This is a genomic window from Kribbella sp. NPDC050459 (assembly GCF_040655315.1).
Classification (GTDB): domain Bacteria; phylum Actinomycetota; class Actinomycetes; order Propionibacteriales; family Kribbellaceae; genus Kribbella.
The window spans coordinates 120,516-145,033 of sequence record NZ_JBFAJQ010000004.1; the positions used below are offsets into that span (position 1 = coordinate 120,516).

Annotated in this window: 18 protein-coding genes; 15 read left to right on the forward strand and 3 right to left on the reverse strand. The window is 69.3% G+C overall.

Going from position 1 to position 24,518, the window contains the following annotated elements; all coding sequences use genetic code 11:
- Positions 1-11 precede the first annotated feature (11 nt).
- From AB0I12_RS16680 to AB0I12_RS16710, 7 genes are all read left to right on the forward strand, one after another.
- Entirely contained in the window at positions 12-584 is a 573-nt protein-coding gene (locus AB0I12_RS16680) for a F0F1 ATP synthase subunit B (protein WP_359929979.1), read from the forward strand.
- Complete coding sequence (locus tag AB0I12_RS16685; protein ID WP_359929981.1) at positions 584-1,381, forward strand: F0F1 ATP synthase subunit delta; 798 nt, start codon at positions 584-586, stop codon at positions 1,379-1,381. Before AB0I12_RS16680 ends, AB0I12_RS16685 begins: the two co-directional genes overlap by 1 nt.
- A gap of 90 nt (positions 1,382-1,471) precedes the next feature.
- Entirely contained in the window at positions 1,472-3,109 is a 1,638-nt protein-coding gene (atpA, locus tag AB0I12_RS16690; protein WP_359929983.1) for a F0F1 ATP synthase subunit alpha, read from the forward strand.
- A gap of 3 nt (positions 3,110-3,112) precedes the next feature.
- Positions 3,113-4,024 (forward strand): F0F1 ATP synthase subunit gamma, encoded by a 912-nt coding sequence (locus AB0I12_RS16695; RefSeq protein WP_359929985.1) that lies wholly within the window; start codon positions 3,113-3,115, stop codon positions 4,022-4,024.
- Between the two features lie 5 nt (positions 4,025-4,029).
- Positions 4,030-5,484, forward strand: coding sequence for a F0F1 ATP synthase subunit beta (gene atpD / locus AB0I12_RS16700; RefSeq protein ID WP_355700076.1), 1,455 nt, complete (start codon positions 4,030-4,032; stop codon positions 5,482-5,484).
- A gap of 1 nt (position 5,485) precedes the next feature.
- The gene (locus AB0I12_RS16705) at positions 5,486-5,887 is read left to right on the forward strand and encodes a F0F1 ATP synthase subunit epsilon (RefSeq protein WP_355485667.1); all 402 of its coding nucleotides are present in this window, start codon (positions 5,486-5,488) and stop codon (positions 5,885-5,887) included.
- Between the two features lie 89 nt (positions 5,888-5,976).
- Entirely contained in the window at positions 5,977-6,408 is a 432-nt protein-coding gene (locus tag AB0I12_RS16710) for a DUF2550 domain-containing protein (RefSeq protein WP_355700074.1), read from the forward strand.
- On the opposite strand, the gene AB0I12_RS16715 is transcribed toward AB0I12_RS16710, so the two are convergent.
- Complete coding sequence (locus tag AB0I12_RS16715; protein WP_359929988.1) at positions 6,399-7,385, reverse strand: alpha/beta hydrolase family protein; 987 nt, start codon at positions 7,383-7,385, stop codon at positions 6,399-6,401. The two genes, AB0I12_RS16710 and AB0I12_RS16715, sit on opposite strands and share 10 nt — an antisense overlap.
- Positions 7,386-7,618: 233 nt before the next feature.
- On the opposite strand from AB0I12_RS16715, the gene AB0I12_RS16720 reads away from it, so the two are divergent.
- The 5 genes from AB0I12_RS16720 to AB0I12_RS16740 all read left to right on the forward strand — a co-directional run bounded on the left by AB0I12_RS16720 (position 7,619) and on the right by AB0I12_RS16740 (position 14,276).
- Positions 7,619-8,641, forward strand: coding sequence for a methyltransferase domain-containing protein (locus AB0I12_RS16720; protein ID WP_359929989.1), 1,023 nt, complete (start codon positions 7,619-7,621; stop codon positions 8,639-8,641).
- Entirely contained in the window at positions 8,638-9,366 is a 729-nt protein-coding gene (locus AB0I12_RS16725) for a Type 1 glutamine amidotransferase-like domain-containing protein (RefSeq protein ID WP_359929991.1), read from the forward strand. Before AB0I12_RS16720 ends, AB0I12_RS16725 begins: the two co-directional genes overlap by 4 nt.
- Before the next feature lie 123 nt (positions 9,367-9,489).
- On the forward strand, positions 9,490-10,512 hold the full coding sequence (locus tag AB0I12_RS16730; RefSeq protein ID WP_359929993.1) for a LacI family DNA-binding transcriptional regulator: 1,023 nt from the start codon (positions 9,490-9,492) through the stop codon (positions 10,510-10,512).
- Positions 10,513-10,516: 4 nt separating this feature from the next.
- Positions 10,517-12,076, forward strand: a complete 1,560-nt coding sequence (locus AB0I12_RS16735; RefSeq protein ID WP_359929995.1) for an FAD-dependent oxidoreductase — start codon at positions 10,517-10,519, stop codon at positions 12,074-12,076.
- Between the two features lie 94 nt (positions 12,077-12,170).
- On the forward strand, positions 12,171-14,276 hold the full coding sequence (locus tag AB0I12_RS16740; RefSeq protein WP_359929997.1) for a DUF6351 family protein: 2,106 nt from the start codon (positions 12,171-12,173) through the stop codon (positions 14,274-14,276).
- Here AB0I12_RS16740 and AB0I12_RS16745 read toward each other — a convergent pair.
- Complete coding sequence (locus tag AB0I12_RS16745; protein ID WP_359929999.1) at positions 14,260-17,142, reverse strand: glycoside hydrolase family 2 TIM barrel-domain containing protein; 2,883 nt, start codon at positions 17,140-17,142, stop codon at positions 14,260-14,262. The genes AB0I12_RS16740 and AB0I12_RS16745 overlap by 17 nt on opposite strands.
- Complete coding sequence (locus AB0I12_RS16750) at positions 17,139-18,917, reverse strand: beta-L-arabinofuranosidase domain-containing protein (protein WP_359930001.1); 1,779 nt, start codon at positions 18,915-18,917, stop codon at positions 17,139-17,141. Before AB0I12_RS16750 ends, AB0I12_RS16745 begins: the two co-directional genes overlap by 4 nt.
- 226 nt (positions 18,918-19,143) lie before the next feature.
- Here AB0I12_RS16750 and AB0I12_RS16755 point away from each other — a divergent pair, with 226 nt between their 5' ends.
- The 3 genes from AB0I12_RS16755 to AB0I12_RS16765 are packed head-to-tail and all read left to right on the forward strand — an operon-like array spanning position 19,144 to position 24,515.
- The gene (locus AB0I12_RS16755; RefSeq protein WP_359930003.1) at positions 19,144-21,525 is read left to right on the forward strand and encodes an Ig-like domain-containing protein; all 2,382 of its coding nucleotides are present in this window, start codon (positions 19,144-19,146) and stop codon (positions 21,523-21,525) included.
- Between the two features lie 9 nt (positions 21,526-21,534).
- Entirely contained in the window at positions 21,535-23,517 is a 1,983-nt protein-coding gene (locus AB0I12_RS16760) for an ABC transporter substrate-binding protein (RefSeq protein WP_359930005.1), read from the forward strand.
- A complete protein-coding gene (locus AB0I12_RS16765) occupies positions 23,517-24,515 on the forward strand; it encodes an ABC transporter permease (protein ID WP_355700063.1) in 999 nt (332 codons plus the stop codon). Before AB0I12_RS16760 ends, AB0I12_RS16765 begins: the two co-directional genes overlap by 1 nt.
- The last annotated feature ends 3 nt before the right edge of the window (positions 24,516-24,518 follow it).

The window sequence follows — 24,518 nt, forward strand, 5'->3', positions numbered from 1 at the left end:
AGGACACGGACATGATGACGATGGTGCTCCCTCTGGCTGAGGCGGCCGGCGAGGACGTCAACCCGCTGATCCCGCACACTGCCGAGATCATCTTCGGTTTCGTCTTTCTGGTCCTCTTGGCCATCGCCTTCGCCAAGGTCGTCGTACCGAAGTTCGAGAAGGCTTATGCCGATCGGACCGCGGCGATCGAAGGCGGGATGAACGAGGCCAAGGCGGCCCAGGCCGAGGCGAAGGCGGCTTTGGAGAAGTACAACGCGCAGCTGGCCGAGGCCCGGCAGGAAGCTGCGAAGATCCGCGAGGACGCCCGTGAGCAGGGTGCGGTGATCATCGCGGAGATGCGCGAGCAGGCGAACGCCGAGGCCGAGCGGATCGTCACGCACGCGCGCGCCCAGATCGACGCCGAGCGGACGCAGGCGGTTGCCTCGCTGCGCAGCGAGGTGGGCACGATGGCGACCACGCTGGCCGGCCGGATCGTCGGTGAGTCGCTCGAGGACGAGGCCCGGCAGCGCCGGACCGTCGAGCGCTTCCTGGCCGAGCTGGAGTCCTCGGAGTCCGCCCGTCAGGCTGTCGGAACGGACAGCTGATGCGCGGCGCGTCGAACGAGTCACTCGCCCGGGCCGAGCAGGCCCTGGCGGGTGCGGCCCCGGCCGAGGGCCTGGGCAGTGAGCTGTTCTCGATCGCCAAGCTGCTGGACGGCAACGGCGCGCTCCGGCGCGCCCTGACCGACCCGGCCCGGTCGGCCGAGACCAAGACCGCGCTCGTCGGGCAGCTGTTCGGCGGCAAGATCTCCGCCCAGGCGCTGGAGATCCTGTCCGCCGCGGTGTCCGGTCGCTGGGTCAGCGGCCGTGACCTCGCTGATGCCCTGGACCAGCTCAGCGTCGAGGCCGAGGTGGCCTACGCCGACACCCGGCGGAAGCTGGACGAGGTCGAGGACGAGCTGTTCCGGCTGGACCGGGTGGTCGCGGCCGAGCGCAGCCTGGCCGACAAGCTGGGCGACCGGGTGATCCCGGTCGAGCACCGCCAGGGACTGATCCGCGGACTGCTGCAGGGCAAGGCCGACGCCACCACGGTGCGGCTCGCCGAGCGGGCCGTGGACGGCCGCGGCCGCAGCTTCGCGGCGTCGATGCGGTCCTACCAGGTCGCCGCGGCGGCCCGGCGGAACGCCAGCATCGCGACCGTGCGGGTGGCCACCGACCTGACCGAGGCGGAGCGCACCCGGCTCGCCGCGGCACTCGGACGGCAGTACGGCCGGGACATCCAGCTGAACGTCATCGTCGACCGAGGAGTGGTCGGCGGCGTCCGGGTGGACATCGGCGACGAAGTGATCGACGGAACCATCGCGGCCAGGCTCGACGACGCGCAACGGCGCATCGCGGGCTGAACGCCCCTTAACGACATAAGCGGCGCTAAGGGTCGGGAAAGCCTTTAGAGCCACAACAGGCCAGCAAGGGTCAAGGAAGCAGGAAACACAATGGCTGAGCTCACGATCAGGCCGGAGGAGATCCGGGACGCCCTGGATCGGTTCGTCACCGAGTACCAACCGGCCGACACCACGGCCGAAGAGGTCGGCACCGTCGTCGACGCCGGTGACGGCATCGCGCACGTCGAGGGGCTGCCCTCGGCGATGACCAACGAGCTGCTCGAGTTCGAGAACGGCACCCAGGGCATCGCGCTGAACCTGGACGTCCGCGACATCGGTGTCGTCATCCTCGGTGAGTACGACGGTATCGAGGAAGGCCAGCAGGTCCGCCGGACCGGCCGGATCCTGTCGGTGCCGGTCGGCGAGGGCTACCTCGGCCGCGTGGTCGACCCGCTGGGCAAGCCGATCGACGGCCTGGGCGAGATCCAGGGCCTCGAGGGCGAGCGCGCGCTCGAGCTGCAGGCGGCCGGCGTGATGGACCGCCAGGAGGTCCGCGAGCCGCTGCAGACCGGCATCAAGGCCATCGACGGCATGATCCCGGTCGGCCGCGGCCAGCGCGAGCTGATCATCGGCGACCGCAAGACCGGCAAGACGGCGATCGCGGTCGACACGATCATCAACCAGAAGGCGAACTGGGAGTCCGGCGACCCGAAGAAGCAGGTCCGCTGCATCTACGTCGCGATCGGCCAGAAGGGCTCGACGATCGCGTCCGTGCGCGGTGCGCTCGAAGAGGCCGGCGCGATGGAGTACACCACCATCGTCGCCTCCCCGGCGTCCGACCCGGCCGGCTTCAAGTACGTCGCGCCGTACACCGGCTCGGCGATCGGCCAGCACTGGATGTACCAGGGCAAGCACGTCCTGATCGTGTTCGACGACCTGACCAAGCAGGCCGAGGCGTACCGCGCGATGTCGCTGCTGCTGCGCCGCCCGCCGGGCCGTGAGGCGTACCCGGGTGACGTCTTCTACCTGCACAGCCGTCTGCTCGAGCGTTGCGCGAAGCTGTCCGACGAGCTCGGCGCCGGCTCGATGACCGGTCTGCCGATCATCGAGACCAAGGCGAACGACGTCTCGGCGTTCATCCCGACCAACGTCATCTCGATCACCGACGGGCAGATCTTCCTGCAGTCCGACCTGTTCAACGCGAACATCCGGCCGGCCATCGACGTCGGTATCTCGGTGTCCCGGGTCGGTGGCGCCGCGCAGGTCAAGGGCATGAAGAACGTGTCCGGATCGCTGAAGATCGACCTGGCGCAGTTCCGCGCGATGGAGGCGTTCGCGATGTTCGCCTCCGACCTGGACGCCACCTCGCGCCGGCAGCTGGACCGCGGTCAGCGGCTCGTGCAGCTGCTCCGCCAGCCGCAGTACTCGCCGTACCCGGTCGAGGAGCAGATCGTCTCCATCTGGTCCGGGACGACGGGCAAGTTCGACGACGTCCCGGTGAACGACGTACTGCGCTTCGAGCGGGACTTCCTGGACTACCTGCGCCGGGAGAGCAAGGTGCTCGACGCGATCCGCGAGTCCGGGCTGTTCGGCGACGACGAGGCGCAGGCCGTCACGGACGCGCTGAAGGCGTTCAAGCCGACGTTCCAGACCTCCGAGGGCACGCTGCTCGGCAGCGAGGCCCCGGCCGAGGCGATGGACGAGGCGGACGTGGACCAGGAGCAGATCGTCAAGCAGAAGCGGGGCTGACCGATGCCGGCGAACCTGCGGGAGCTTCGCGACCGGAAGGCCTCGGTCACGACGATCAAGAAGCTCACCCGCGCGATGGAGCTGATCGCGGCGTCCCGGATCGTCAAGGCGCAGCAGCGCGCCGCGGCGGCCGGTCCGTACGCGCGTGAGCTCACCCGTGCCGTGTCGGCGGTGGCGACGTTCTCGAACGTCGACCACCCGCTGACCACCGAGAAGGAGAACCCGCGCCGCGCCGCCGTGCTGCTGATCACCTCCGACCGCGGTCAGGCCGGTGCCTACTCGTCCAACGTGATCCGCGAAGGCGAGCGGCTGCACCAGCTGCTGCGCGAGGAGGAGAAGGAGATCGTTCCTTACCTCAGCGGCCGCAAGGGCGTCGCGTACTACACCTTCCGCCAGCGTGAGGTCGCGCAGTCGTGGACCGGTGACTCCGACAACCCGAGCTTCGCCCGGGCCCGGGAGATCGCCGACGCGCTGATCGAGTCCTTCCTGACCCCGACCGAGGAGGGCGGTGTGGACGAGATCCACATCGTCTTCACCCGGTTCGTGTCGATGCTCACCCAGCGCGCCGACGTCATCCGGCTGCTGCCGCTGGAGGTCGTCGAGGGCGAGGAGGCGCCGGCGCCGGACGACGTGCTGCCGCTGTACGAGTTCGAGCCCTCCGCCGAGGACGTGCTCGACGGGCTGCTGCCGAAGTACGTCGCCAGCCGGATCCACTGGTGCATGCTGCAGGCGGCCGCCTCCGAGCTGGCCAACCGGCAGCGTGCGATGAAGTCCGCGACGGACAACGCGCAGGACCTGATCGAGAGCCTGACCCGGGACCTGAACCAGGCCCGCCAGGCGCAAATTACCCAGGAAATCAGCGAGATCGTCGGTGGTGCCAGCGCGCTGGCCGACGCGACCGCCGGGAGCGAGTGAGAGAGATGACTGCCACGGTTACCGAGAAGAACAACGAGGCCGGCGCCGCGGGCGTCGGTCGCGTCGCCCGGGTGATCGGCCCGGTCGTCGACGTCGAGTTCGCGGCCGACGCGATGCCCGACATCTACAACGCGCTCGAGGTGGACATCACCCTCGGCGACGCCACCCAGACGATCACCCTCGAGGTCGCGCTGCACGTCGGCGACAACATCGTCCGGGCGATCTCGATGAAGCCCACCGACGGCCTGATCCGCGGCGCCGAGGTGCGCGACACCGGCGCGGCGATCTCCGTCCCGGTCGGTGACGTCACCAAGGGCCGGGTCTGGTCCGTGACCGGCAAGTGCCTGAACCAGGACGAGTCCGAGTTCGAGATCGCCGAGCGCTGGCCGATCCACCGCAAGGCGCCGGCCTTCGACCAGCTCGAGTCGAAGACCGAGATGCTGGAGACCGGCATCAAGGTGCTCGACCTGCTCACGCCGTACGTGCAGGGTGGAAAGATCGGCCTGTTCGGCGGTGCGGGTGTCGGCAAGACCGTTCTGATCCAGGAGATGATCTACCGGATCGCCCACAACTTCGGTGGTACGTCGGTGTTCGCCGGCGTGGGCGAGCGGACCCGTGAGGGCAACGACCTCATCAACGAGATGGAAGAGGCCGGCGTCTTCAAGGACACCGCGCTGGTGTTCGGCCAGATGGACGAGCCGCCGGGCACGCGCCTGCGGGTCGCGCTGTCGGCGCTGACGATGGCGGAGTACTTCCGCGACGTCAAGCAGCAGGACGTGCTGCTGTTCATCGACAACATCTTCCGGTTCACGCAGGCCGGTTCCGAGGTCTCCACGCTGCTCGGCCGGATGCCGAGCGCCGTCGGTTACCAGCCGAACCTGGCCGACGAGATGGGCGTGCTGCAGGAGCGGATCACGTCGACCCGCGGTCACTCGATCACCTCGATGCAGGCGATCTACGTGCCCGCCGACGACTACACCGACCCGGCGCCGGCCACCACGTTCGCGCACCTGGACGCGACCACCGAGCTCTCCCGTGACATCGCGTCGCGTGGTCTGTACCCGGCCGTCGACCCGCTGACCTCGACGTCGCGGATCCTCGACCCGCAGTACATCGGCCAGGAGCACTACGACGTGGCCGTCCGGGTGAAGCAGATCCTGCAGAAGAACAAGGAACTGCAGGACATCATCGCCATCCTCGGTGTCGACGAGCTCTCCGAAGAGGACAAGATCACCGTCGCGCGGGCGCGCCGGATCGAGCAGTTCCTCTCGCAGAACACCTACATGGCGGAGAAGTTCACCAACATCCCGGGCTCCACCGTGCCGCTGAAGGACACCATCGAGTCCTTCAAGAAGATCACCGAAGGCGAGTGCGACCACATCGCCGAGCAGGCGTTCTTCAACGTCGGTTCGCTCGAGGACGTCGAGCGCAAGTGGGCCGAGCTGCAGAAGGAAAACTGAGATGGCCGACGATTCTGCCAAGCACCTCGAGGTCGCGCTGGTCGCGGCCGAGCGGACCGTGTGGCAGGGCCAGGCCAAGATCGTGATCGCCCGGACCACGGACGGTGACGTCGGCATCCTGCCCGGCCACGCGCCGCTGCTGGGCCTGCTGCAGGGCGGCACCGTCCAGGTGCGGACCGTCGACGACGAGTACTTCGTCGCGGCCGCGCCGGACGGGTTCATCTCGGTGGCGAACGACCGGGTCTCGATCCTGGCCGAGAACGCCGAGATGGGTCACGACATCGACCTGGAGGAGGCTCGGCGCGAGCTCGAGCAGGCGCTGGCGGCCGGTCTGGCCGACGCCGACGCCGACGAGGTGCGACTCGCTGAGGCCAGAGTTCGGGCCGCCGAGCAGACGTCCTGATCCGACCTGCCATAATCGAATATCGCATCACAGCAGTACGGTTCTCCGGGGTGCCCGGGGTCGGGCACCGGAAATGAGGTCGGCAAGGTATGAGGGTAGTCCTCGATGTCGTCGGGGTCTGTCTGCTTGCCGCCGTGCTGTTCATCGTGCTGGTCGCGTTCCGTCGTCGCTGGTTGTCCAGGGACGGCGGAACTTTCGATTGCAGCCTGCAACTCGCGGAGAAGGAGCACGGCCGCGGCTGGGCCCTCGGATTGGCCCGCTACGTCGGCGACGACCTGCAGTGGTTCCGGGTCTTCAGCCTGGCCTGGTGGCCGAAACTCGTCGTCAACCGCCGCCAGCTCGAAGGCGTCACCACCCGCCGCCCGATGGGCAACGAGCCGCTCGTCACCTATGCCGGCCACGTCATCGTCGACGCCGAGCTCCGCGACCGCACCGTCCACTTCGCCATGACCGAGGAAGCTCTCACCGGTGTCCTGGCCTGGATGGAGTCCGCGCCACCGAGCACGCAGACCTATCTGTGAAGGGCCTGCAGCAGCATCGGCAGTGAGGCGTGCAGCTCGCGCTGCCAGTAGGCCCACGCGTGGGTGCCCGGTCCGTAGAAGTTGGTCGTCAGGTGCTTCGCGCTGAGCCGTTCGAGCTCGGCGGCCAGAGCGTGGTTCTGGCGGTTGAAGTCCGCCTCCAGCGCGTCGGTCTTCCCGGGCGGGTCGAGCGGCCCGGCCGTGCCGTCGCCGCAGGACAGGTAGACCGGTAGCGACTTGAGCCGGTGCGCCAGGTAGTACGGATCGTGCGCCTCCCAGATCCCGCGTTGCGCGACGGGGTCTCCCCAGACCCGGAGCGGGTCGTTGCCCTGGCCGGCGAAGAACCCCTTGATCCGGTTGATCGACTCGTCGTTGAGCAGCGGATGGGCCGAGCCTGAGTACGCCGCGGCCGCACGGAACATGTCGGGGTGGCGAGCGGCGTACAGGAGTGCGCCCTGGCCGCCCATCGACAGGCCGGCGACGACACGGTTCGAACTCGCGCCCCAGCCGTGCTCCAGCAGGTGCGCCAGCTCGACGGTGTGGAACGTCTCCCACGCGGGGTCGCCGCCGGCGCCGTAGTTCCACCAGTCGCTGTACCAGCCGTTCCAGCCGGCCTCGGGCATCACGACGAGGACGTTGCGCAGGCTCGGGATCTTGGCGATGTCCGTGCCGGACCAGGACGTGTAGTCCCCGCAGCAGCCGTGCAGGAGCCAGAACGTCGGCCAGTGCTGACGGCGGTCGGCGGGATTCCAGCCGTCCGGGGTCAGCAGCCGGACGTTGACGGTCCGGCCGCCCAGCGCCTGGGACCGCACGGTCAGGTCGGTCAGCCGGTCTGCGACCTGGTTGACCGCGACGACTTCCGCGCTGCGTGCTGCGGTTCGGACGGTCGCGGTTTCGACGGCGGGCGGTGGCGCGGCTTGCGCGGGGGCGAGCGGGAAAAGTCCGAGGAACAGGGCGGTGGCGAGCAGCGTGACGCGCACGGGCAACCTCCGGGGCGGGACTTGAAAGTCAAGACCACGCCAGGTGGTTACTCAAGGGCGGGACGGAAATTCGCTGGGTGACCGGCGGTTCTTGTGCCACGATCGCGCCCATGAAGAGTTTCTTCTTCCGACGGGGCTGACTCCCGTCGGTCCGTTGTGTGGCGTTCTGCCCTTGGCCGGCGACGCGGGAGTAGCCGGTTGGTTGCTCCCGGGGTCTTGCCGGGAGATTCTTCATGCGCTCTGTGCTGGTGCGAGTTGTCGGTGGTCTGGAGTGGTTGGCGGCTGAGGAGGTCGCCGCAGCGGGACACCGGGTGGTCGAGGTGACGAAGCGGCAGCTGATCGTCGAGCCGTCGTCCGGCATCGTGGAGCAGCCGCCGTGGGTGGCTGACGACTTGTTCGAGGTGTACGGCGCGGCGCCGGATCCCGGCCGTGCACGGGCCGGCCTGGCCGACGCCGTGCGTGAGGCGGTGCAGTCGGCGCCGGCCGATCCGGCGTTCGCGGTGTCGGCGTCGTTCGTGGGCACGCGGAACTTCAACCGGTACGACGTCGAGGACCTGGTCGGGGAGCGGCTCGAGCGATTGACGGGCGGGCGGTACCACTCCCGGCGGTACGGCGTCGCGCCGCCGGACGACCGCGCCGAGTGGCGTGTGGTGCTGGACGGCAAGACGATGCGCGTGGCCCGGCGGCCGTACGCCGTACCGCTGCACAGGCGGCCGTGGCGGGAGCACACGGTGCTCGGCAGCCTGCACCCGCCCGTGGGCGCAGCGATGGCCCGGCTGGCAGGGCTCGCGCCCGGGCACCACGTCCTTGATCCGTTCTGCGGGGCCGGGACGTTGCTGCTCGAGGCGCAGCGGCTCGAACCGCGGGCGACGTACCACGGCGTGGACAAGAACCCGGCCGCCATCGCAGCAGCCCGGGCGAACACCACCCAACTCCGGACCACGCGGGCGTCCTCGATCACCTGGCGGCGGGGAAACGCTCGCGAACTCACGGCGGCTGCCGACCGCATCATCACCAACCCGCCGTGGGACCACCGCCTGACCATCGGCGACCTCACGCCGTACCTCCGTCGATGGCGGCGAACTCTTGCCCCTGACGGTCTCCTGGTCGCGGTCCTCAATCCGCACCAGGTGGCCCAACTCGAGCGGCACTGGACGATCCGCGCCCACCATCCCATCAGCCTCGCCGGTCAGCACCCAGAGATTGTCGTCGCCGACTGTCGGATTCGCCGTGCCTCGTTCGTTGCAGGGATATGAAGCTTCTTCTGACGTCTTCCGGCATCAAGAACGCGACCATCCACGACGCGCTCGTCGGGCTCCTGGGCAAGCCGATCGCCGAGTCCACCGCCCTCTTCGTCCCCACCGCGCTGTACCCGTTCCCCGGTGGGCCCGAGATGGCGTGGCGTGCGATCACGGGCAGCTCTCCGTCGCCGCTGTGCGGGCTGGGCTGGAAGTCGCTCGGCATCCTGGAACTGACGGCACTGCCGAGCATCGACGAGGCGGCCTGGGCGCCGGCGGTCCGCGAGGCCGACGCGATCCTGGTCGGTGGCGGCGACCCGCTGTTCCTCGCGAGTTGGTTGTGGCGCTCTGGCCTCGCCGAGCTCCTGAAGACGAACGAGGCGGTGTACGTCGGGGTCAGCGCCGGGAGCATCGCCGCCACCACCACGTTCGTCGAGACCTACCCCGAGCCGCCCCGTGGAGCCGACCAGCCGCTGAAGTCGGAGAAGTTCGTCTTCCGCACCCCGCAGGGCGACCTCGACCGGATCCTGGTCACGGCCCGGGGCGCCGGACTCGTCGACTTCGGGGTGATCCCGCACCTGGAGCATCCGCACCACCTCGACGCGTCCTTGGCGAACGCGGAGCAATGGGCGGCACGGATCCCCGCGCCGACGTACGCCATCGACGACGACAGCGCCGTCCGGGTTGTCGACGGCACGATCGACGTCGTCTCGGAGGGCGCCTGGAAGCTGTTCACCTCGTAGCCGTCGAGAGCCGTTGACAGGCCGGGCCTGGCGCTCGTAGGTTCCTGCTCATACGTAAGAGCACGGCCGTAGCTGAGTGCTCATACGTATGACGGAACTCATCCGCTGATCGCAGGAGACCTGATGAAAGCACCCAGACAGTCCGACGTCGCCCGGCTGGCCGGGGTGTCGCAGTCCGCGGTGTCACGGGTGATCAGCGGGGACGTCGACCGGATCCCGGCGGAGACCCGGGACCGGATCCGCGCCGCGGTCAAGGACCTCGGGTACGTCCCGAACGCCGCCGCGCGGAACCTGCGGAACAAGCGCAACCGGCTGCTCGGCGTCCATACCTTCGAGGCCGTGTTCCCGCACGCCCGCGACGACTTCTACTTCGAGTTCCTGCTCGGGATCGAGGAGCGCGCCGAGGAGCTCGGCTACGACCTCGTGCTGTTCACCTCGACCGGGACGAGTGACGGCCGGCGCCGGATCTACCGCGACGGCACCAACCGGCTGAACCTCGCCGACGGCGCCGTCCTGCTCGGCGCCGCGACCGATCGCGAGGAACTGGCCCGGCTGTGGCGCGACGGCTACCTGTTCGTGCACATCGGCCGCCGCGAGGTGCCGGGCGCGGAGATCCCGTGCATCGTGCCGGACTACGTGTCCGCGGCCGGCCGGATCGTGGCGTCGCTGGCCGAGCGCGGGCATCGCGATCTCGCCTATCTGCGCTCGGACAACGAGCAGGAGGCGTACGCCGATCGCCGTGCGGGGTACCGCGCCGCCGTCGAGCGTCTCGGTCTGCAGGACCGCTCGCCCGGGTTCCGCGGCGAGCCCGGGGTGACCGACGAGTGGCTCGACGAGCTGGCGGCAGGCCCCGAGACCGCGGTCGTTGCCGAGACCATCGGCCAGGCCGAGGACCTGCGGCGCCGGCTGGCCGAGCGCGGGCTGAGCATTCCGGTGGACGTGTCGGTGGCGGTGCTGGAGGGATCCGGCGACGAACCCGGTCACTGCTGGGACTGCCTGGTGGTTCCGCGCAAGGAGATCGGCCGGATCGCGATCGACGCGCTGGTCGCGCGGGTCGAGAACCCGGAGGCGGAACCCGTCGGTCGACTGGTGGCCTGTGACCTGGTGGCCGGCGAAACCGTCGCCGACGCCCGTACGAGGGAGTGAACCGGTGGAACTCGAAACCGATGTGCTGGTGGTCGGCGGCGGACTCGGCGGGGTCGCCGCCGCGCTCACCGCGGTCCGGTTGGGCCGTCGCGTCGTCCTGACCGAGCCGACCGACTGGCTGGGCGGTCAGCTCACCAGCCAACTCGTGCCACCGGACGAGCACCCGTGGATCGAGCAGTACGCCGCGAGCGGGTACGCCGAACTCCGCCGCCGGATCCGGGATTACTACCGCCGCAACTACCCGCTGACGCCCGAGGCCGCCGCGGATCCGCTGCTCGACCCCGGACTCGGCGTCGTCAGCCGCTTCTGCCACGAACCCCGCGCCGCCGCGGCCGTGCTGGAGGAGATGCTCGCGCCGTGGCGTGCCTCGGACCGGCTGCGGTTGTTCCTGGAGCACGAGCCAATCGCGGCCGCCACGACCGGCGACGAGATCGAGGCGGTGACGCTGCGGGACCTGCGCACCGGCGACGAGCTGACGGTGTCCGCGGCGTACGTCGTGGACGCGACTGAGCTCGGTGACCTGCTGGAGCTGGCGAACGTCGAGCACGTGATCGGTGCGGAAGGCCGCGATCAGACCGGCGAGCCGCACGCGCCCGACGTCGCGGATCCCCTCGACCAGCAGGCGTTCTCCTGGTGTTTCGCGCTGGAGCACCGGCCGGGGGAGGACCACACGATCGATCGCCCGGCCGGCTACGCGCACTGGCGGGACACGGTCGCGCCGTTCTGGCCGGGGCCGCAGCTGTCCTGGACCGACGTCGTACCGGTCACGCTGGAGCAGCGGGAATGGCAGCTCCTCGACGCGAACCCGGAGCACCGGGCGCCGTTCTCGCTCTGGCGCTACCGCCAGATCCTTGCCAGCAGCAACTTTGTCGACGAGGCGATCCCCGACGTCACGGTGGTGAACTGGCCGCAGCTCGACTACTGGGAGCAGCCGCTGCTCGGCGGGCCCGATCCGGCGAAGGCCCTGGCCGCGAGCAAGGACCTGTCGCGGTCCTTCCTGTACTGGATGCAGACCGAGGGCGGCTACCCCGGGTTGCGGTTGCGCCCCGATGTCACCGGTACGGCGGACGGTCTCGCGAAGACGCCGTACATCCGCGAGGCGCGCCGGATCCAGGCCGAGTTCACGGTGCTGGAGCAGCATGTCGGCGTCGAGGCGCGACCGGCCGGGGCGGGCAGTGAGGTGTTCGCGGACACGGTCGGGCTCGGCCGGTACCGGATCGACCTGCATCCGAGTACGGCGGGCCGCAGCTACGTCGACATCGAGGCGTACCCGTTCCAGATCCCGCTCGGCGCGCTGATCCCGGTCCGCGTCACCAACCTGCTCCCGGCGAACAAGAACATCGGGACCACCCATGTCACCAACGGGTGTTACCGCCTCCACCCGGTCGAATGGAGCATCGGCGAGGCAGTCGGCGCACTGGTCGGTTTCTGCCTGGCCGAAGGCCTGTCACCACGCAAGGTCCGTAACGACGCCACCCAGCTGGCCGACTTCCAGCGACTCCTCACCGACAAGCTGGGCACCCGGATCGCCTGGCCGGAAACGGTCCGGACCTATCGCGACTGAGAGTCGTTGACGGAAACTGGGTACGGACAAGCACATGATTGACATCACGCACGGCTACGAGGTTGTTGTCGCCCACTGAACCTTGGAGGACCCCGTGAACCGACCAGTTCGCGTCATCGCGGCGCTGATCGCGGCCGCGCTCGTGGTCCCGGTGGTTCCGGCCGTGGCGTCCCGCGACGTCAAGCTGGAGATCCTGTCCGGCCGCCCGGACATGGTGACCGGCGGCGACGCGCTCGTCCATGTCGTGGTCCCGGACGCGGACGAGCCGGTGCGGGTGACGCTGAACGGCGCGGACGTGTCGTCGGCGTTCGCCCCCGACGGCACCGGCGTGACGGGTCTGGTCAAAGGCCTGCGGCCCGGGCCGAACGTTCTCCGCGCTGAGACGGACGGGCAGCGGACGACGCTGGACGTGCAGAACCACCCGCGGCAGGGACCGGTGTTCTCGGGGCCGCACGAGCAGCCGTTCCTGTGTGAGACCGCGAAGTTCACCGTCCCGGTGATCGGCGGCACCCTCGGCGCCCCGCTGGACGCGGACTGCACGGTCGCGCCGCGCGTCGACTACTTCTACCGGACCACCGCGGGCCAGTTCGCGAAGTGGCCGGCCGGCGCCACGGCGTACCCGGCGGATCTCGCGAAGACGGACGCCGGCGACCCGTTCATCGTGCGGATGGAGACCGGCAGCGCGAACCGGGCCGTGGTCCAGACGAGCATGCTGCACGACCCGCTGCGGGAGGCCGCGCCGACGCCGACGCGGCGGTCGTCGAGCTGGAACGGGCGGGCGATCTTCACCCTCGGCGGCGGCTGTGCCGGCGGGTGGTACCGCTCCGGCTCGACGACCGGCGGCGTCACCGACGCGTTCCTGCTCGGTCGCGGGTACGCGTTGCTGTCGTCGTCGCTGAACGTCTTCGGCCAGAACTGCAACGACCTGACCGCGGCCGAATCCGCGATGACGACGAAGGAGCTGTTCGTCGAGCACTACGGCCGGCCGGACTTCACGATCGGCTTCGGGTGCTCGGGCGGTTCGTACCAGGCACATCAGATCACCGACAACTACCCGGGCATCTTCGACGGGATCGTCGTCGGCTGCTCGTTCCCGGAGGTCGGGTTCGGCACGGTCTCGTTCATCAGCGACTCGTGGCTGCTGAACTCGTACTTCACCACGTCGGGTCTGGCGTGGACGCAGGAGCAGAAGCGCAAGGTCGCGGGCTTCCAGACGTACGCGACGCTGCCGAGCATGGCGGTGAGCGCGAACCGGATCGACCCGCGGAGCAACTGCTCCCACCTCCCCGCCGAGCAGCGCTACGACCCGGTGACGAACCCGCAGGGCGCGCGCTGCGACGTCTTCGACCACACGATCAACGCGTACGGCGCGGACCCGTCGAGCGGGTTCGCCCGGCGGCCGCTCGACAACGTCGGCGTGCAGTACGGGCTGAAGGTGCTGAAGTCCGGGGCGATCACGCCCGCGCAGTTCCTCGACCTGAACGAGCACGTCGGCGGCTTCGACGCGGACGCGAACCTGGTGCCGTCGCGGACCGCGGCCGATCCGCAGGCGGTGCGCGCGGCGTACCGGACCGGGCGGCTGACGAACGGCGGCGGCGGGCTGAAGGACGTGCCGATCATCGACTACCGGGCGTACTACGACACCCAGTCGTACGGCGACATCCACGTCCGGTACCACACGTTCTCGATGCGCGCCCGGCTGCAGAAGGCGAACGGTACGGCGGACAACCAGGTGAGCCTGCTCGAGGACGCGACGTACGGGCTGTTCAGCACCGCGAGCCCGATGCTGCAGCACGCCGTCGACGAGATGGACCGCTGGCTGACCCAGCTGACGGCCGACACCACCGCGCGGCCGCGGATCGACAAGATCGTCGCGGCGCGGCCGTCCGGGCTGGTCGAGGGCTGCCGGGTTCCGTCGTCGACGGAGTTCGTCGCGCAGCCGCTGAACCGGGACCCGGCCTCGCGCTGCGAGAAGTTGTTCCCGTCGGCGTCGTTCCCGCGGGAGGTGGCCGGGGCCGGGGTCGCGGCGGACGTGATCAAGTGCGAGCTGCGGACGCCCAAGCGGCCGGAATACCCCGGATTCACCGACGCACAGTGGAAGAAGCTCCGGGCGATCTTCCCCGACGGGGTCTGCGACTGGTCGAAGCCCGGGATCGGTCAGCAGCCGCTGGCGGGGACGTGGATCAGCTTCCCAGGCTGAACTTGAAGGTGTGTTTGTGCGGTTGGAGGTCGTGGGGTGGGAGGATCGGCGCGCCGCTGGTGGGGCTGCCTAGGCCGTGTTGCAGGGCGTCCAGCGTGAGCCAGACGCGGTCGCCCGGGTGCAGGTCCGCCGGGTGCTCGGCCGCGGCCAGATCGGCGGTCGTCCAGCGGCGGACCGTCAGCGCGACGTGCGGGTCGCCGGTCAGGCGCAGCTTGCCGGCCGCGCCGGAGAGCTCGGCCCAGCGGACGTCGCCGCGGGCGCCGTTCTCCTGCGGATACAGGTACGGCACCTGGAGGTCGTCGATCGTGCGGGTGTAGCGGCCGACCCGCGCCGCCGACCGCGAGTCCGGGTACGCCTGCCCCGGACCCAACCCGAACCAGGTCATCGTGTGCAGGCCGCCCGGCAGCCCGAACGTAACGCCCAGCCGCGCCCACGGCACCGTCCACTCACCCAACGGCTCGACATCGACCTCGGCCATCAGCCGCTCACCGTCGCTGCGCCACCTGTACGTCGTCAGCACCCGCGCGTCCGTGGCGGCCGCGCCGACCATCGTGGTGACCACCAGGCCGTCACTCGTCTGCTCGACGCCAACAGTCCGGTACCGCAGCCGGTCCAGTCCGGCGTTGGCCCACCGTGTCTTCCGGTCCAGCGTCGTCGCATCCCACGTCCGCGCGTCGTGCTGAGTAGGCGCCCGCCACAGTTCCAGCGGCACATGCTCCACTTCCCACCCCCAAAGCCCCACCAGCCGCCCGGTCCGCGCGTCGAACACCCCCGGCCCCACCGCGCAACCACCTCCCAACGTCGGACGTTCACCCCGAAGCTTGCCCGTTCCTGGGCCGGTATGCGGACTGCTAACGGGCAAGCGGCGAGGTTCACCCCTCAAACGGGCCGGGGGTAGCGGGACGAGGGCTTGGGTGAAGGTCAGTTCGTGGCCGGCCCCGGCCCAGGCGCAGTCCTGTGTGAGGACGGCGCGGACTGTCAGCCAGCGTTCGGGGTTCTGGGCCGGCAGAGCAGGGAGCTTGATCGTGGCCGATTCGCCGGACGGGATGACCGGGACGTCCAGCGTGCCGCGGTCCACGACGACGCCCTCGTCCGCCAGATCCCAGTGGAAAGAAAGGTGGGAGGTGTCGAGGACGTCGTACCGGTTGGTGATAGTCAGCACGTCGTCGGCGATCGTCAGGCGGACCGGCTCGTAGACCTTGTGGACCTCGGCGAGGACCGGCTGCGGCGTCAGGTCGGGGAAGACGAGACCGTCGAGCACATACGTCCCATCGTGGAGCTCCTCGCCGAAGTCGCCGCCGTAACTGTACGACCCGTCGGCACGCAGGATGCCGTGCTCCATCCACTCCCACAGGAACCCGCCCTGGCACCGTTCGAACCGGTCGAAGAGCTCCTCGTACTCCGGCAGCCCGCCAGGACCGTTGCCGCCGGCATGCGAATACTCGCAGAGCACGAACGGCATCGCGCGGCGTCGCGCGTCCAGCACCGGATCGTCCAACGGCTTCTCGGCGCGCTTCCCGATCGCCTCGACCTCGGCGTGCGACGCGTACATCCGGCTGTACACGTCCACGTCGGCACACGTCAGGTCGCCCTCGTAGTGCACCGGCCGGGACGGATCCCGGTCCCGCGTCCACGCGGCCATCGCGGTCAGGTTCGACCCGACGCCGGCCTCGTTCCCGAGCGACCACATCACCACGCACGGGTGGTTCTTGTCGCGCTCGACCGTGCGCCGCATCCGGTCCAGGGACGCGTCCAGGAACCGCGGGTCGTCGGCCGGGTTCCCACGCCAGTCGAGCAGGAAGAACCCGTGCGACTCGTAGTCGCACTCGTCCATCACCCAGAACCCGAGCTCGTCGCACAGCTCCAGCAGCCGGGAGTCCGGCGGGTAGTGACTGGTCCGGATCGCGTTGATGTTGTGCCGCTTCATCACCAGCAGCTCTTCGCGCAGCCGCTCCAGCGGTACGGCGCGACCGAACACGGGATCGTGCTCGTGCCGGTTCACGCCGTGGAACACGATCCGCCGCCCGTTGACCCGCAGGACGCCGTCGGCGATCTCCACCGTCCGGAACCCGATCCGCAGCGCGACCCGCTCACCCGGCAGCTCCACGACCGCGTCGTACAACCGCGGCACCTCGGCCGACCACGGCTCGACGCCCGGGATCGCCACCGTCCTCCCGCTCGGAGCCTCGACGTCCAGCTCCAGGATCCGCACGATCGCACCCGGCGCCGACTCGACCCGCAGTACGCCCGAACCGTCCACGTAGTCGGCGTACACGAAGACGTCCGCGTCCACCGGCCGCGAGATCAGCATGACATCACGGAAGATGCCCGGCAGCCACCACATGTCCTGGTCCTCGAGGTACGACCCGGAGGACCACTGGTGCACGCGCACCGCCAGCACGTTCCGCCCCGGCCGCAGGACGTCGCCGACCGCGAACTCGGCCGGCAGCCGCGACCCGCGCGTCACCCCGAGCTCGACCCCGTTCAGCCAGACCCGCGCACAAGAGTCCACGCCGTCGAACCGCAACACGGTCGGACCGCTCCACGACGCCGGCAGCTCGAACGCCAGCCGATGGTCCCCGGTCGGGTTCTCGTCGGGCACGTACGGCGGGTCGACCGGGAACGGATATTTCTGGTTCGTGTACGCCGGACTGCCATGACCGTGCATCGGCCACGACGACGGCACGGGCAACCAGTCCCAGTCGGAGTCGTCGAAGTCCGGCGCCTCGAAACCGGCCGGAGGCACCGACGGCATCCAGCGGAATCGCCACTGCCCGTTCAGGCTCAACCGCGGCGCATCCGACCGTACGGCGGCCCGCGGCGGCAGCACGCCGTACCCGGGACCGGGATCCTCCCAGTAGTTCACGCGTCCTCCCGGATCCATACCGTCATCGGTCCGACCGTCCGGTTCGCCCAGGCGTAGTAGGGGATCGCGGTCAGCGTGCCGTCACGTGCCGGTACGTCGATGGTGGTCACGCCGCCGAGCAGGTCAGGTCGCTCCCGCTCGACCAGCTCGCCCGCGACGACCGCGGTGTGGTCGAGGACGACGTCCGCGTCCTGCTGCTCGAAGCAGTACACCAACGGGCCGCGTTCGATCGCGACGCAGCCGCGCACCGCGTCGATCCGCTCGTCCGGCGTCGTCCGGCGCGCCTCGACCGGCAACTCCAGCACGACCTCGTCACCCACGGACCACACCCGTCGCAGCGGTCCTTCGTGCCCGTTCACCGTCAGCCGTCGGCTGTCCGCCCACGCCGGGATCCGCAGCCCGAGCGTCCACGGTGTGTCCGGAGTCGCCGTGATCCGCACCCGGACGGTCCCGTGCCACGGATACTCGGTCTCGACCTCGAAGCCGATCTCGCCCGCGCTCACCGAAGCCGGCGCGTAGAGGTGCACCTGCACCCCGTCGTCGTCCGCGGTCGCGACCAGCTGGTCGAGCGAGGACAGCGTGCGCATCACGTTCGGTGGGCAGCACGCCGTACCGAACCACGGCTGCCTGCCGCCCACGGCCGACCGCTGGTCGTCGGCGAAGGCGTTGTGCCGGACCTTCAGCGTGTTCACGTAGAAGAACCGGTCACCGTCGAGCGACACCCCGGAGATCACCGCGTTGTAGAGCGTCCGCTCGATCAGGTCGGCGTACTTGCTCTGGCCGGTCGCGAGCAACAGCCGCCAGCTCCACTGCACGCTCGCGATCGCCGCACAGGTCTCGCAGTACGCCGCGTCCGGCGGCAGCTCGAACGGGTCACCGAACGCCTCGCCGTACCAGCGGGAACCGAGTCCGCCGGTCAGGTACGTCTGGCTCTCGACCATCGTCGCCCACATCGCCCGCAACGCGCCGAGCAGTTCGTCGTCGCCGGTCTCCACCGCGACGTCGGTCGCGCCCGACGCCAGGTACAGCGCCCGGACCGCGTGCCCGGCGATCGTCCGGGTCTCGCGCACCGGAAGGTGATCCTGGAAGTACGCCGGGCCGTGGTGACCCGGGGGAGTGAGCGTCCCGTGGCCGCGGGTCTCGACGAAGTACGACGCCAGCTCCAGGTACGCCGCCGTACCGGTCTCGCGGTACAGGTCGACGAGGGCCGTCTCGATCAGGGGATGCCCGTCGACACCCTCCAACCGGCCGGGGCCGAAGGTCTTGCACAGGTGATCGGCGAACCGGCACGCGACGTCGAGCAAGGTGCGATCCCCGGTTGCCCGCACCTGCGCCACCGCCGCCTGGAACAGATGTCCCGCGCAGTACAGTTCGTGCCCCTTCTCCAGGTCGCCGTACCGCTGCCCGTCCAGGACCAGATGAGTGTGGGTGTTGAGATAGCCGTCGGGCTCCTGCGCGGCGGCGACCAAGGCATTGGTGCCGACCTGCCAGGCGGCGAACTCGGCTGAGGGCTCGCGGTCCTGTTCCCAGGCAACGGCTTCCAGCCATTTGTAGACATCGGTGTCCGCGAACAGCTTGCCGGCGAAGGCCGCCTCGGTGCTCGCCTCGGCCCCGGTTTCCTGCCCGGCCGTTCGGCGGAAGTTGCGGAGCGTTCCGGCCTCCTCGAGCCGCTGTGCGGCGGCCGGGATGGTCGCGTCGCGGTTCGTGCGTTGCCGTTCCAACCAGAAGCCGCCGCTGATCCTGGTGCTGCCGTGGGGGAGTGGGCGCAAAGGCATGGAGGCTAGGTAACCACTGGCGCGGGCGGTCCGGCAAGAGTTCGTGCAAACGATTGCGGTCGAGAAAATCTCTGCCTGCAAACGATTGCAACTTTCCGGCGTCACGCTCTTGACATGCCTTCGTAACCTCCGTGACCATGAGGGCCGTCGTTCCATTCGGAGTTGACTAGATATTCAGACTGCGCGACTCAGCAGCCGCCCCCCTGCCGAAAGCGAGGCATGGACGATGACAGAAACTCTCCCAGGCGAAGCCCCGGCGCCAGGCTGGTCCCGGCGTGGATTCGTCGGGACCACTGCGGCCGCCATCGGTGTCGCATCGCTCGGCATCACGCCGACGGCGACCGCGAAGACCGCCGGCGCCACCGCGAACGAGGGCCGGCTGCCGGCCTTCCCGGGCGCCGAGGGCGCCGGGATGTGGGCCAAGGGTGGCCGCGGTGGCTCCGTGTACGAGGTGACCACGCTGGCCGATTCCGGACCCGGATCGCTGCGGGACGCGGTCTCCGGCTCCGACCGGACGATCGTGTTCCGGGTCTCCGGCACGATCCAGCTGCAGTCGGGCCTGAAGATCGCCGGGAGCAACCTGACGATCGCCGGACAGACCGCGCCTGGCGGCGGGATCTGCGTCGCGGGCTACGGCACCAACATCAGCGGCGGCGCGCACGACATCGTGATGCGCTACCTGCGGTTCCGGCTCGGCGACGAGAACGCGGTCGCCGACGACGCGTTCAACACCAACGTGCCCGGCTCGGTGAGCCCGCAGATCCGCAACCTGATCATCGACCACTGCTCGTTCAGCTGGGCGGTCGACGAGTGCCTGTCGCCGTACGGGAACTTCGACGTCACCGTCCAGTGGTGCATCGTCTCCGAGGGCCTGGCGCTGTCCGCGCACCCGAAGAACCGGCACGGGTACGGCGGCATCTGGGGCGGCGAGCGGAACACGTACCACCACAACCTGGTCGCCCACCAGGGCGGACGGCAGCCGCGCTTCGGCTACACCGAGGGCATCAACCTCGAGGTCGACCACTACAACAACGTGATCTACGACCACGGGTACACCTCGGTGTACGGCGGTGAGTGGGCCAACGGCATCAACATCATGAACAACTTCTACAAGCCGGGCCCGACCACGCTCGACGAGGTCGCGCCGGTCGTGGTGAGCGCCAACCGCGGCGGTCAGTGGTACGTCGCCGGCAACCAGGTCGAGGGTCACCCGGACGTCACGGCGCACAACCGGCGCGGCATCCGGTACCCGATCGGCGGCATCGTCGAACTGGCCGAGCCGCAGCCGATTCCGGGCCGCGGCGAGGTGCAGGCGGCGGCCAAGGCGTACGAGGCGGTGCTCGCCGGGGCCGGCGCGATCCTCCCGCAGCGCGACGCCGCCGACGCCCGCGTCGTCGACGAGGTCCGCAACGGCACCGGGCGGCTGATCAACTCGCAGAAGCAGGTCGGCGGCTACCCGGAGCTGACCCGGACCGAGGCGCCGGTGGACTCCGACCACGACGGCATCCCGGACTGGTGGGAGCAGGCGAACGGGCTCGACCCGAACGACCCGTCGGACGCGCAGAAGATCGCGCCGAACGGCTACACCTACCTGGAGAACTACCTCAACTCGCTGGTCCCGGACCCGGTCGGCAACCCGGCCGTGCGGATCACCGCCCCGGCGCAGAACCAGACGGTCGCCGGCCGGACCGCGCCGACCGTGACGATCGAGGCCGACGCTTCCGCCGCGAAGGGCGGGCAGCTGGCCAAGGTCGAGTTCTTCGCCGGTGACCAGGTGATCGGCACCGCGACGAGCGCGCCGTACCAGGTGCAGTGGAAGAACGTTGCCGACGGCTCCTACTGGGTCACGGCGCGGGCCACCGACCGCAACGGCACGGCGACCCAGTCGACCGCCGTCCAGCTGCACGTCAACAAGCAGGTGGGTACGGCGGGCTGGACGTCGGCCTCGGTCGGGAAGCCGCCGGTGCCGGGATCCGGGAGCCTGGACGCCGGGGTTCTGACCATCAAGGGCTCCGGCCGGATCTACGGGCGGAGCAGCAACTTCCACTACGTGTACCGCAAGCTCCAGGCCGGCGGTGCCGGCGCGGTCTCGCAGATCACCGCGCGGCTGGACAAGATCAGCAAGATCGCCAACGGGCTGACCGCGGGCCTGATGATCCGCGACTCGCTCGACCCGGCCGCGCCGTTCATGTACGGCGGGATCGGCTTCGGCGTCGCGGGCGGGTACGGCACGGTCAACGACAACGCGAGTGCCGCGCCGACGGCCACCGACGACGGCGGCATGAAGGCGCAGGCGATCCGGATCCAGACCCACGGCTCGGTGCCCAGCGTCGGCCCGTGGCCGTGGGACGGCAGCTACCTGGATCCCACGAAGGTGTACTGGCTGCGGCTGCTCCGGCGCGAGCGACCGCAGTTCCGGGACGTCGAGTTCGAGGCGTTCATCTCCACGGATCAGGTCAAGTGGGACCGCTTCGGCTACGAGAAGCTCGTGATGCCGAGCAGCTCCTTCTACATCGGGTTCGCCATCGACGGCGGCCTTCTGGACGACAACGGTCTCGTCGACTACGGGACCGCGCAGTTCAGCAACATCACGCTCGAGCAGCAGTGAGGTAGGACGATGTCTGAGAGCAAGATCGATCGACGCCGGCTGTTGCAGGGCGGTCTCGGCCTGCTGGCCGTCGCCACCGTCCCGGGATGCGGCTTCTTCGACACCAAGCCGGCCGGCGCCGGCGCCCAGGCCGTCGCGGCCGGCGACAAGGAATCGCCGATGCTGAAGGCCCTGGTGGACAAGGGCTCCCTGCCGCCGCTGGCGGACCGGCTCCCGAAGAACCCGCCGGTGATCAAGCCCCTCGACGGCAAGGCGATGTACGGCGGCACCTGGCGCTCGGCGATGCTGACCCAGGAGGACACCCAGTGGCTGTGGTACGCGATGCGCTACGAGCCGCTGCTGCGCTGGAAGCCCGACAAGGTCGGCAAGCCCGGTTACGACGAGATCGAGGCGAACACCTGCGAGTACACGGTCGATGCCGAGAGCAAGGTCTACACCTTCACCCTGCGTGAGGGCATGAAGTGGTCCGACGGCAAGCCGTGTACGGCGGACGACCTGATCTTCACGATCCTCGAGGTGCAGTGCGACGAGGGTCTGCACCCGGACGGACTGTACGACGCGTTCACCTCGCCGGACACCGGGAAGATCGCGAAGGTCGAGAAGGTCGACGAGCGCACGATCAAGATGACCTACAGCTCGCCGCAGCCGTCGCTGCTGGTGCAGATCGCCGACGGCATCTTCGAGCGTGAAGGCGCCTACGGGATGCTGCTGCCGAAGCACTACTTCCAGCAGTTCCACCTGAAGTACAACAAGTTCGTCAACGCGCTGGCGAAGAAGGCCGGTGTCGGCAGCTGGACCGACCTGTTCGCGCAGAAGCAGAACCCGTGGACCAACCCGGAGCAGCCGACGCTGGCGCCGTGGAAGGTGACCACCGCGCTCGGCAAGGGCTCCGCGGTCACGCTGACCCGGAACCCGTACTACTGGAAGGTCGACGACCAGGGCCGGCAGCTGCCGTACATCGACAACTGCCGCGTCGAAGTCGTCCAGGACGCCCAGGTCGAGCTGCTCAAGGTGATGAACGGCGAGTTCGGCATGCAGTACCGGAACTTCGGGACGCCGCAGAACAAGCCGGTCGTCGCGCAGAACCGGGAGAAGGGCGGCTACAAGATCTTCGAGGTGCCGACCCAGCTCACCAACACGATGGTCCTCGGCCTCAACCTGACCCACAAGGACCCGGTCAAGCGGGCGCTGTTCTCCAACAAGGAGTTCCGGGCCGGCCTGTCGCACGCGATCAACCGCAAGGAGGTCATCGACGCCGTCTACGCCGGCCAGGGGGAGCCCTGGCAGGGTGCGCCGCCGAAGGACTCGCCGTACTACAACGAGCAGCTGGCCACGCAGTTCCTGGAGTTCGACGCCGCCAAGGCGAACCAGCACCTGGACGCGGCCGGGCTGACCAAGAAGTCGGCGGACGGCAAGCGGCTCGGTGCGGACGGGAAGCCGGTGTCGGTCGCCGTGCTGGTCAGCGAGTCGTTCCCGGACCACGTCGAGGCGATCGAGTTCGTCAAGAAGCGCTGGGCCGCGGTCGGGATCGAGCTGCGCACGCAGGCGGTCAGTGAAGACCTCTACAAGGAGCGGGTCAAGGCCAACGACCACGACGCCGGTACCTGGACCTGCGGCACGTTCGTGCTGCCCACCGGGACCGGCGGCGACCACTACTGGGTGCCGACCAACGACGGCAGCGCGCGATACGGCATCGGCTGGGCGCAGTGGTACCAGTCGAAGGGCGAGGAAGGCGTACAGCCGCCGGCCGAGATCAAGAAGCAGATGGAGCTGTTCACCCAGGCTCGGCAGGAGCCGGACCCGGCGAAGACGCTCGACCTGGGCAAGCAGATCCTGCAGATCGCGGCCGACCAGTTCTACTACATCGGCATCAGCTCGGTCCCGAACACGTACGGCGTGGTGAAGAACGACTTCCACAACGTGCCGGCCACGATGAGCGAATCGGTCGCCCCGGGCATCGTTCACCCCGAGCAGTTCGCGATCGGCCGGTAATGCTGCGTTTCGTGGCCCGGCGGCTGGTCTGGATGGGCATCACGCTGGCGGCGATCTCGTTCGTCACCTTCGTGGTCATCAAGCTGCCGCCGGGCGACTACACCACCACGGTGATCGCGAACGCGGAGGCCCGCGGCCAGGACATCCCGGACTCGCAGATCGCCGAGCTGAAACGGCACTACGGGCTCGACAAGCCGTTCATCGTGCAGTACCTCACCTGGATCAAGGGCGTCGTACTGCACGGTGACCTCGGCCAGTCGTTCGCCTGGAACCAGTCGGTGGCCAGCCTGATCGGCAACCGGGTGCTGCTGTCGATGGTGCTGTCGATCGCGAGCCTGCTGTTCGTCTGGGCGATCGCGTTCCCGATCGGCATCTACAGCGCGCTGCGGCAGTACTCCGGCGGCGACTACCTGGCCTCGTTCCTCGGCTTCATCGGGATGGCCGTCCCGGAGTTCATGCTCGCGCTGGTGATGATGTACATCGGGTTCCGGTACTTCGGCCAGAGCGTCGGTGGACTGTTCTCACCGGAGTACGCCGACGCGGCCTGGAACCTGGGCAAGCTGCTCGATCTGTTGTCCCACCTGTGGATCCCGATCGTGGTGGTCGGCGTCGCCGGGACGGCCGGCCTGATCCGGATCACCCGGGCCAACCTGCTCGACGAGTTGCACAAGCCGTACGTCGCGACCGCGCGGGCGAAGGGCCTGCCGGAGTGGAAGCTGCTGCTCAAGTACCCGGTCCGGATGTCGCTCAGCCCGTTCTTCAGCACGGTCGGCTGGCTGCTGCCCGGCCTGATCAGCGGCGAGACGATCGTGTCGGTCGTGATGAGCCTGCCGACCAGCGGCCCGCTGCTGCTCGGGGCGGTGAAGAGCCAGGACATGTACCTGGTCGGCAGCTTCGTGCTGATCCTCAGCACGCTGACGGTGATCGGCACGATGCTCAGCGACCTCGCACTGGCCTGGTGGGATCCGCGGATCCGCACCCGGTTCCAGAAGGGATAGATC

Bases quoted from the DNA above. Each gene is read 5' to 3' on its own strand.
- AB0I12_RS16725 (WP_359929991.1), top strand. From the start codon at position 8,638: ATGAAGCTTCTTCTGACGTCTTCCGGCATCAAGAACGCGACCATCCAC.
- AB0I12_RS16680 (WP_359929979.1), top strand. From the start codon at position 12: ATGATGACGATGGTGCTCCCTCTGGCTGAGGCGGCCGGCGAGGACGTC.
- AB0I12_RS16695 (WP_359929985.1), top strand. From the start codon at position 3,113: ATGCCGGCGAACCTGCGGGAGCTTCGCGACCGGAAGGCCTCGGTCACG.
- AB0I12_RS16710 (WP_355700074.1), top strand. From the start codon at position 5,977: ATGAGGGTAGTCCTCGATGTCGTCGGGGTCTGTCTGCTTGCCGCCGTG.
- atpA (WP_359929983.1), top strand. From the start codon at position 1,472: ATGGCTGAGCTCACGATCAGGCCGGAGGAGATCCGGGACGCCCTGGAT.
- AB0I12_RS16750 (WP_359930001.1), bottom strand. From the start codon at position 18,917: ATGCCTTTGCGCCCACTCCCCCACGGCAGCACCAGGATCAGCGGCGGC.
- AB0I12_RS16730 (WP_359929993.1), top strand. From the start codon at position 9,490: ATGAAAGCACCCAGACAGTCCGACGTCGCCCGGCTGGCCGGGGTGTCG.
- AB0I12_RS16705 (WP_355485667.1), top strand. From the start codon at position 5,486: ATGGCCGACGATTCTGCCAAGCACCTCGAGGTCGCGCTGGTCGCGGCC.
- atpD (WP_355700076.1), top strand. From the start codon at position 4,030: ATGACTGCCACGGTTACCGAGAAGAACAACGAGGCCGGCGCCGCGGGC.
- AB0I12_RS16720 (WP_359929989.1), top strand. From the start codon at position 7,619: ATGCGCTCTGTGCTGGTGCGAGTTGTCGGTGGTCTGGAGTGGTTGGCG.
- AB0I12_RS16765 (WP_355700063.1), top strand. From the start codon at position 23,517: ATGCTGCGTTTCGTGGCCCGGCGGCTGGTCTGGATGGGCATCACGCTG.
- AB0I12_RS16760 (WP_359930005.1), top strand. From the start codon at position 21,535: ATGTCTGAGAGCAAGATCGATCGACGCCGGCTGTTGCAGGGCGGTCTC.
- AB0I12_RS16755 (WP_359930003.1), top strand. From the start codon at position 19,144: ATGACAGAAACTCTCCCAGGCGAAGCCCCGGCGCCAGGCTGGTCCCGG.
- AB0I12_RS16685 (WP_359929981.1), top strand. From the start codon at position 584: ATGCGCGGCGCGTCGAACGAGTCACTCGCCCGGGCCGAGCAGGCCCTG.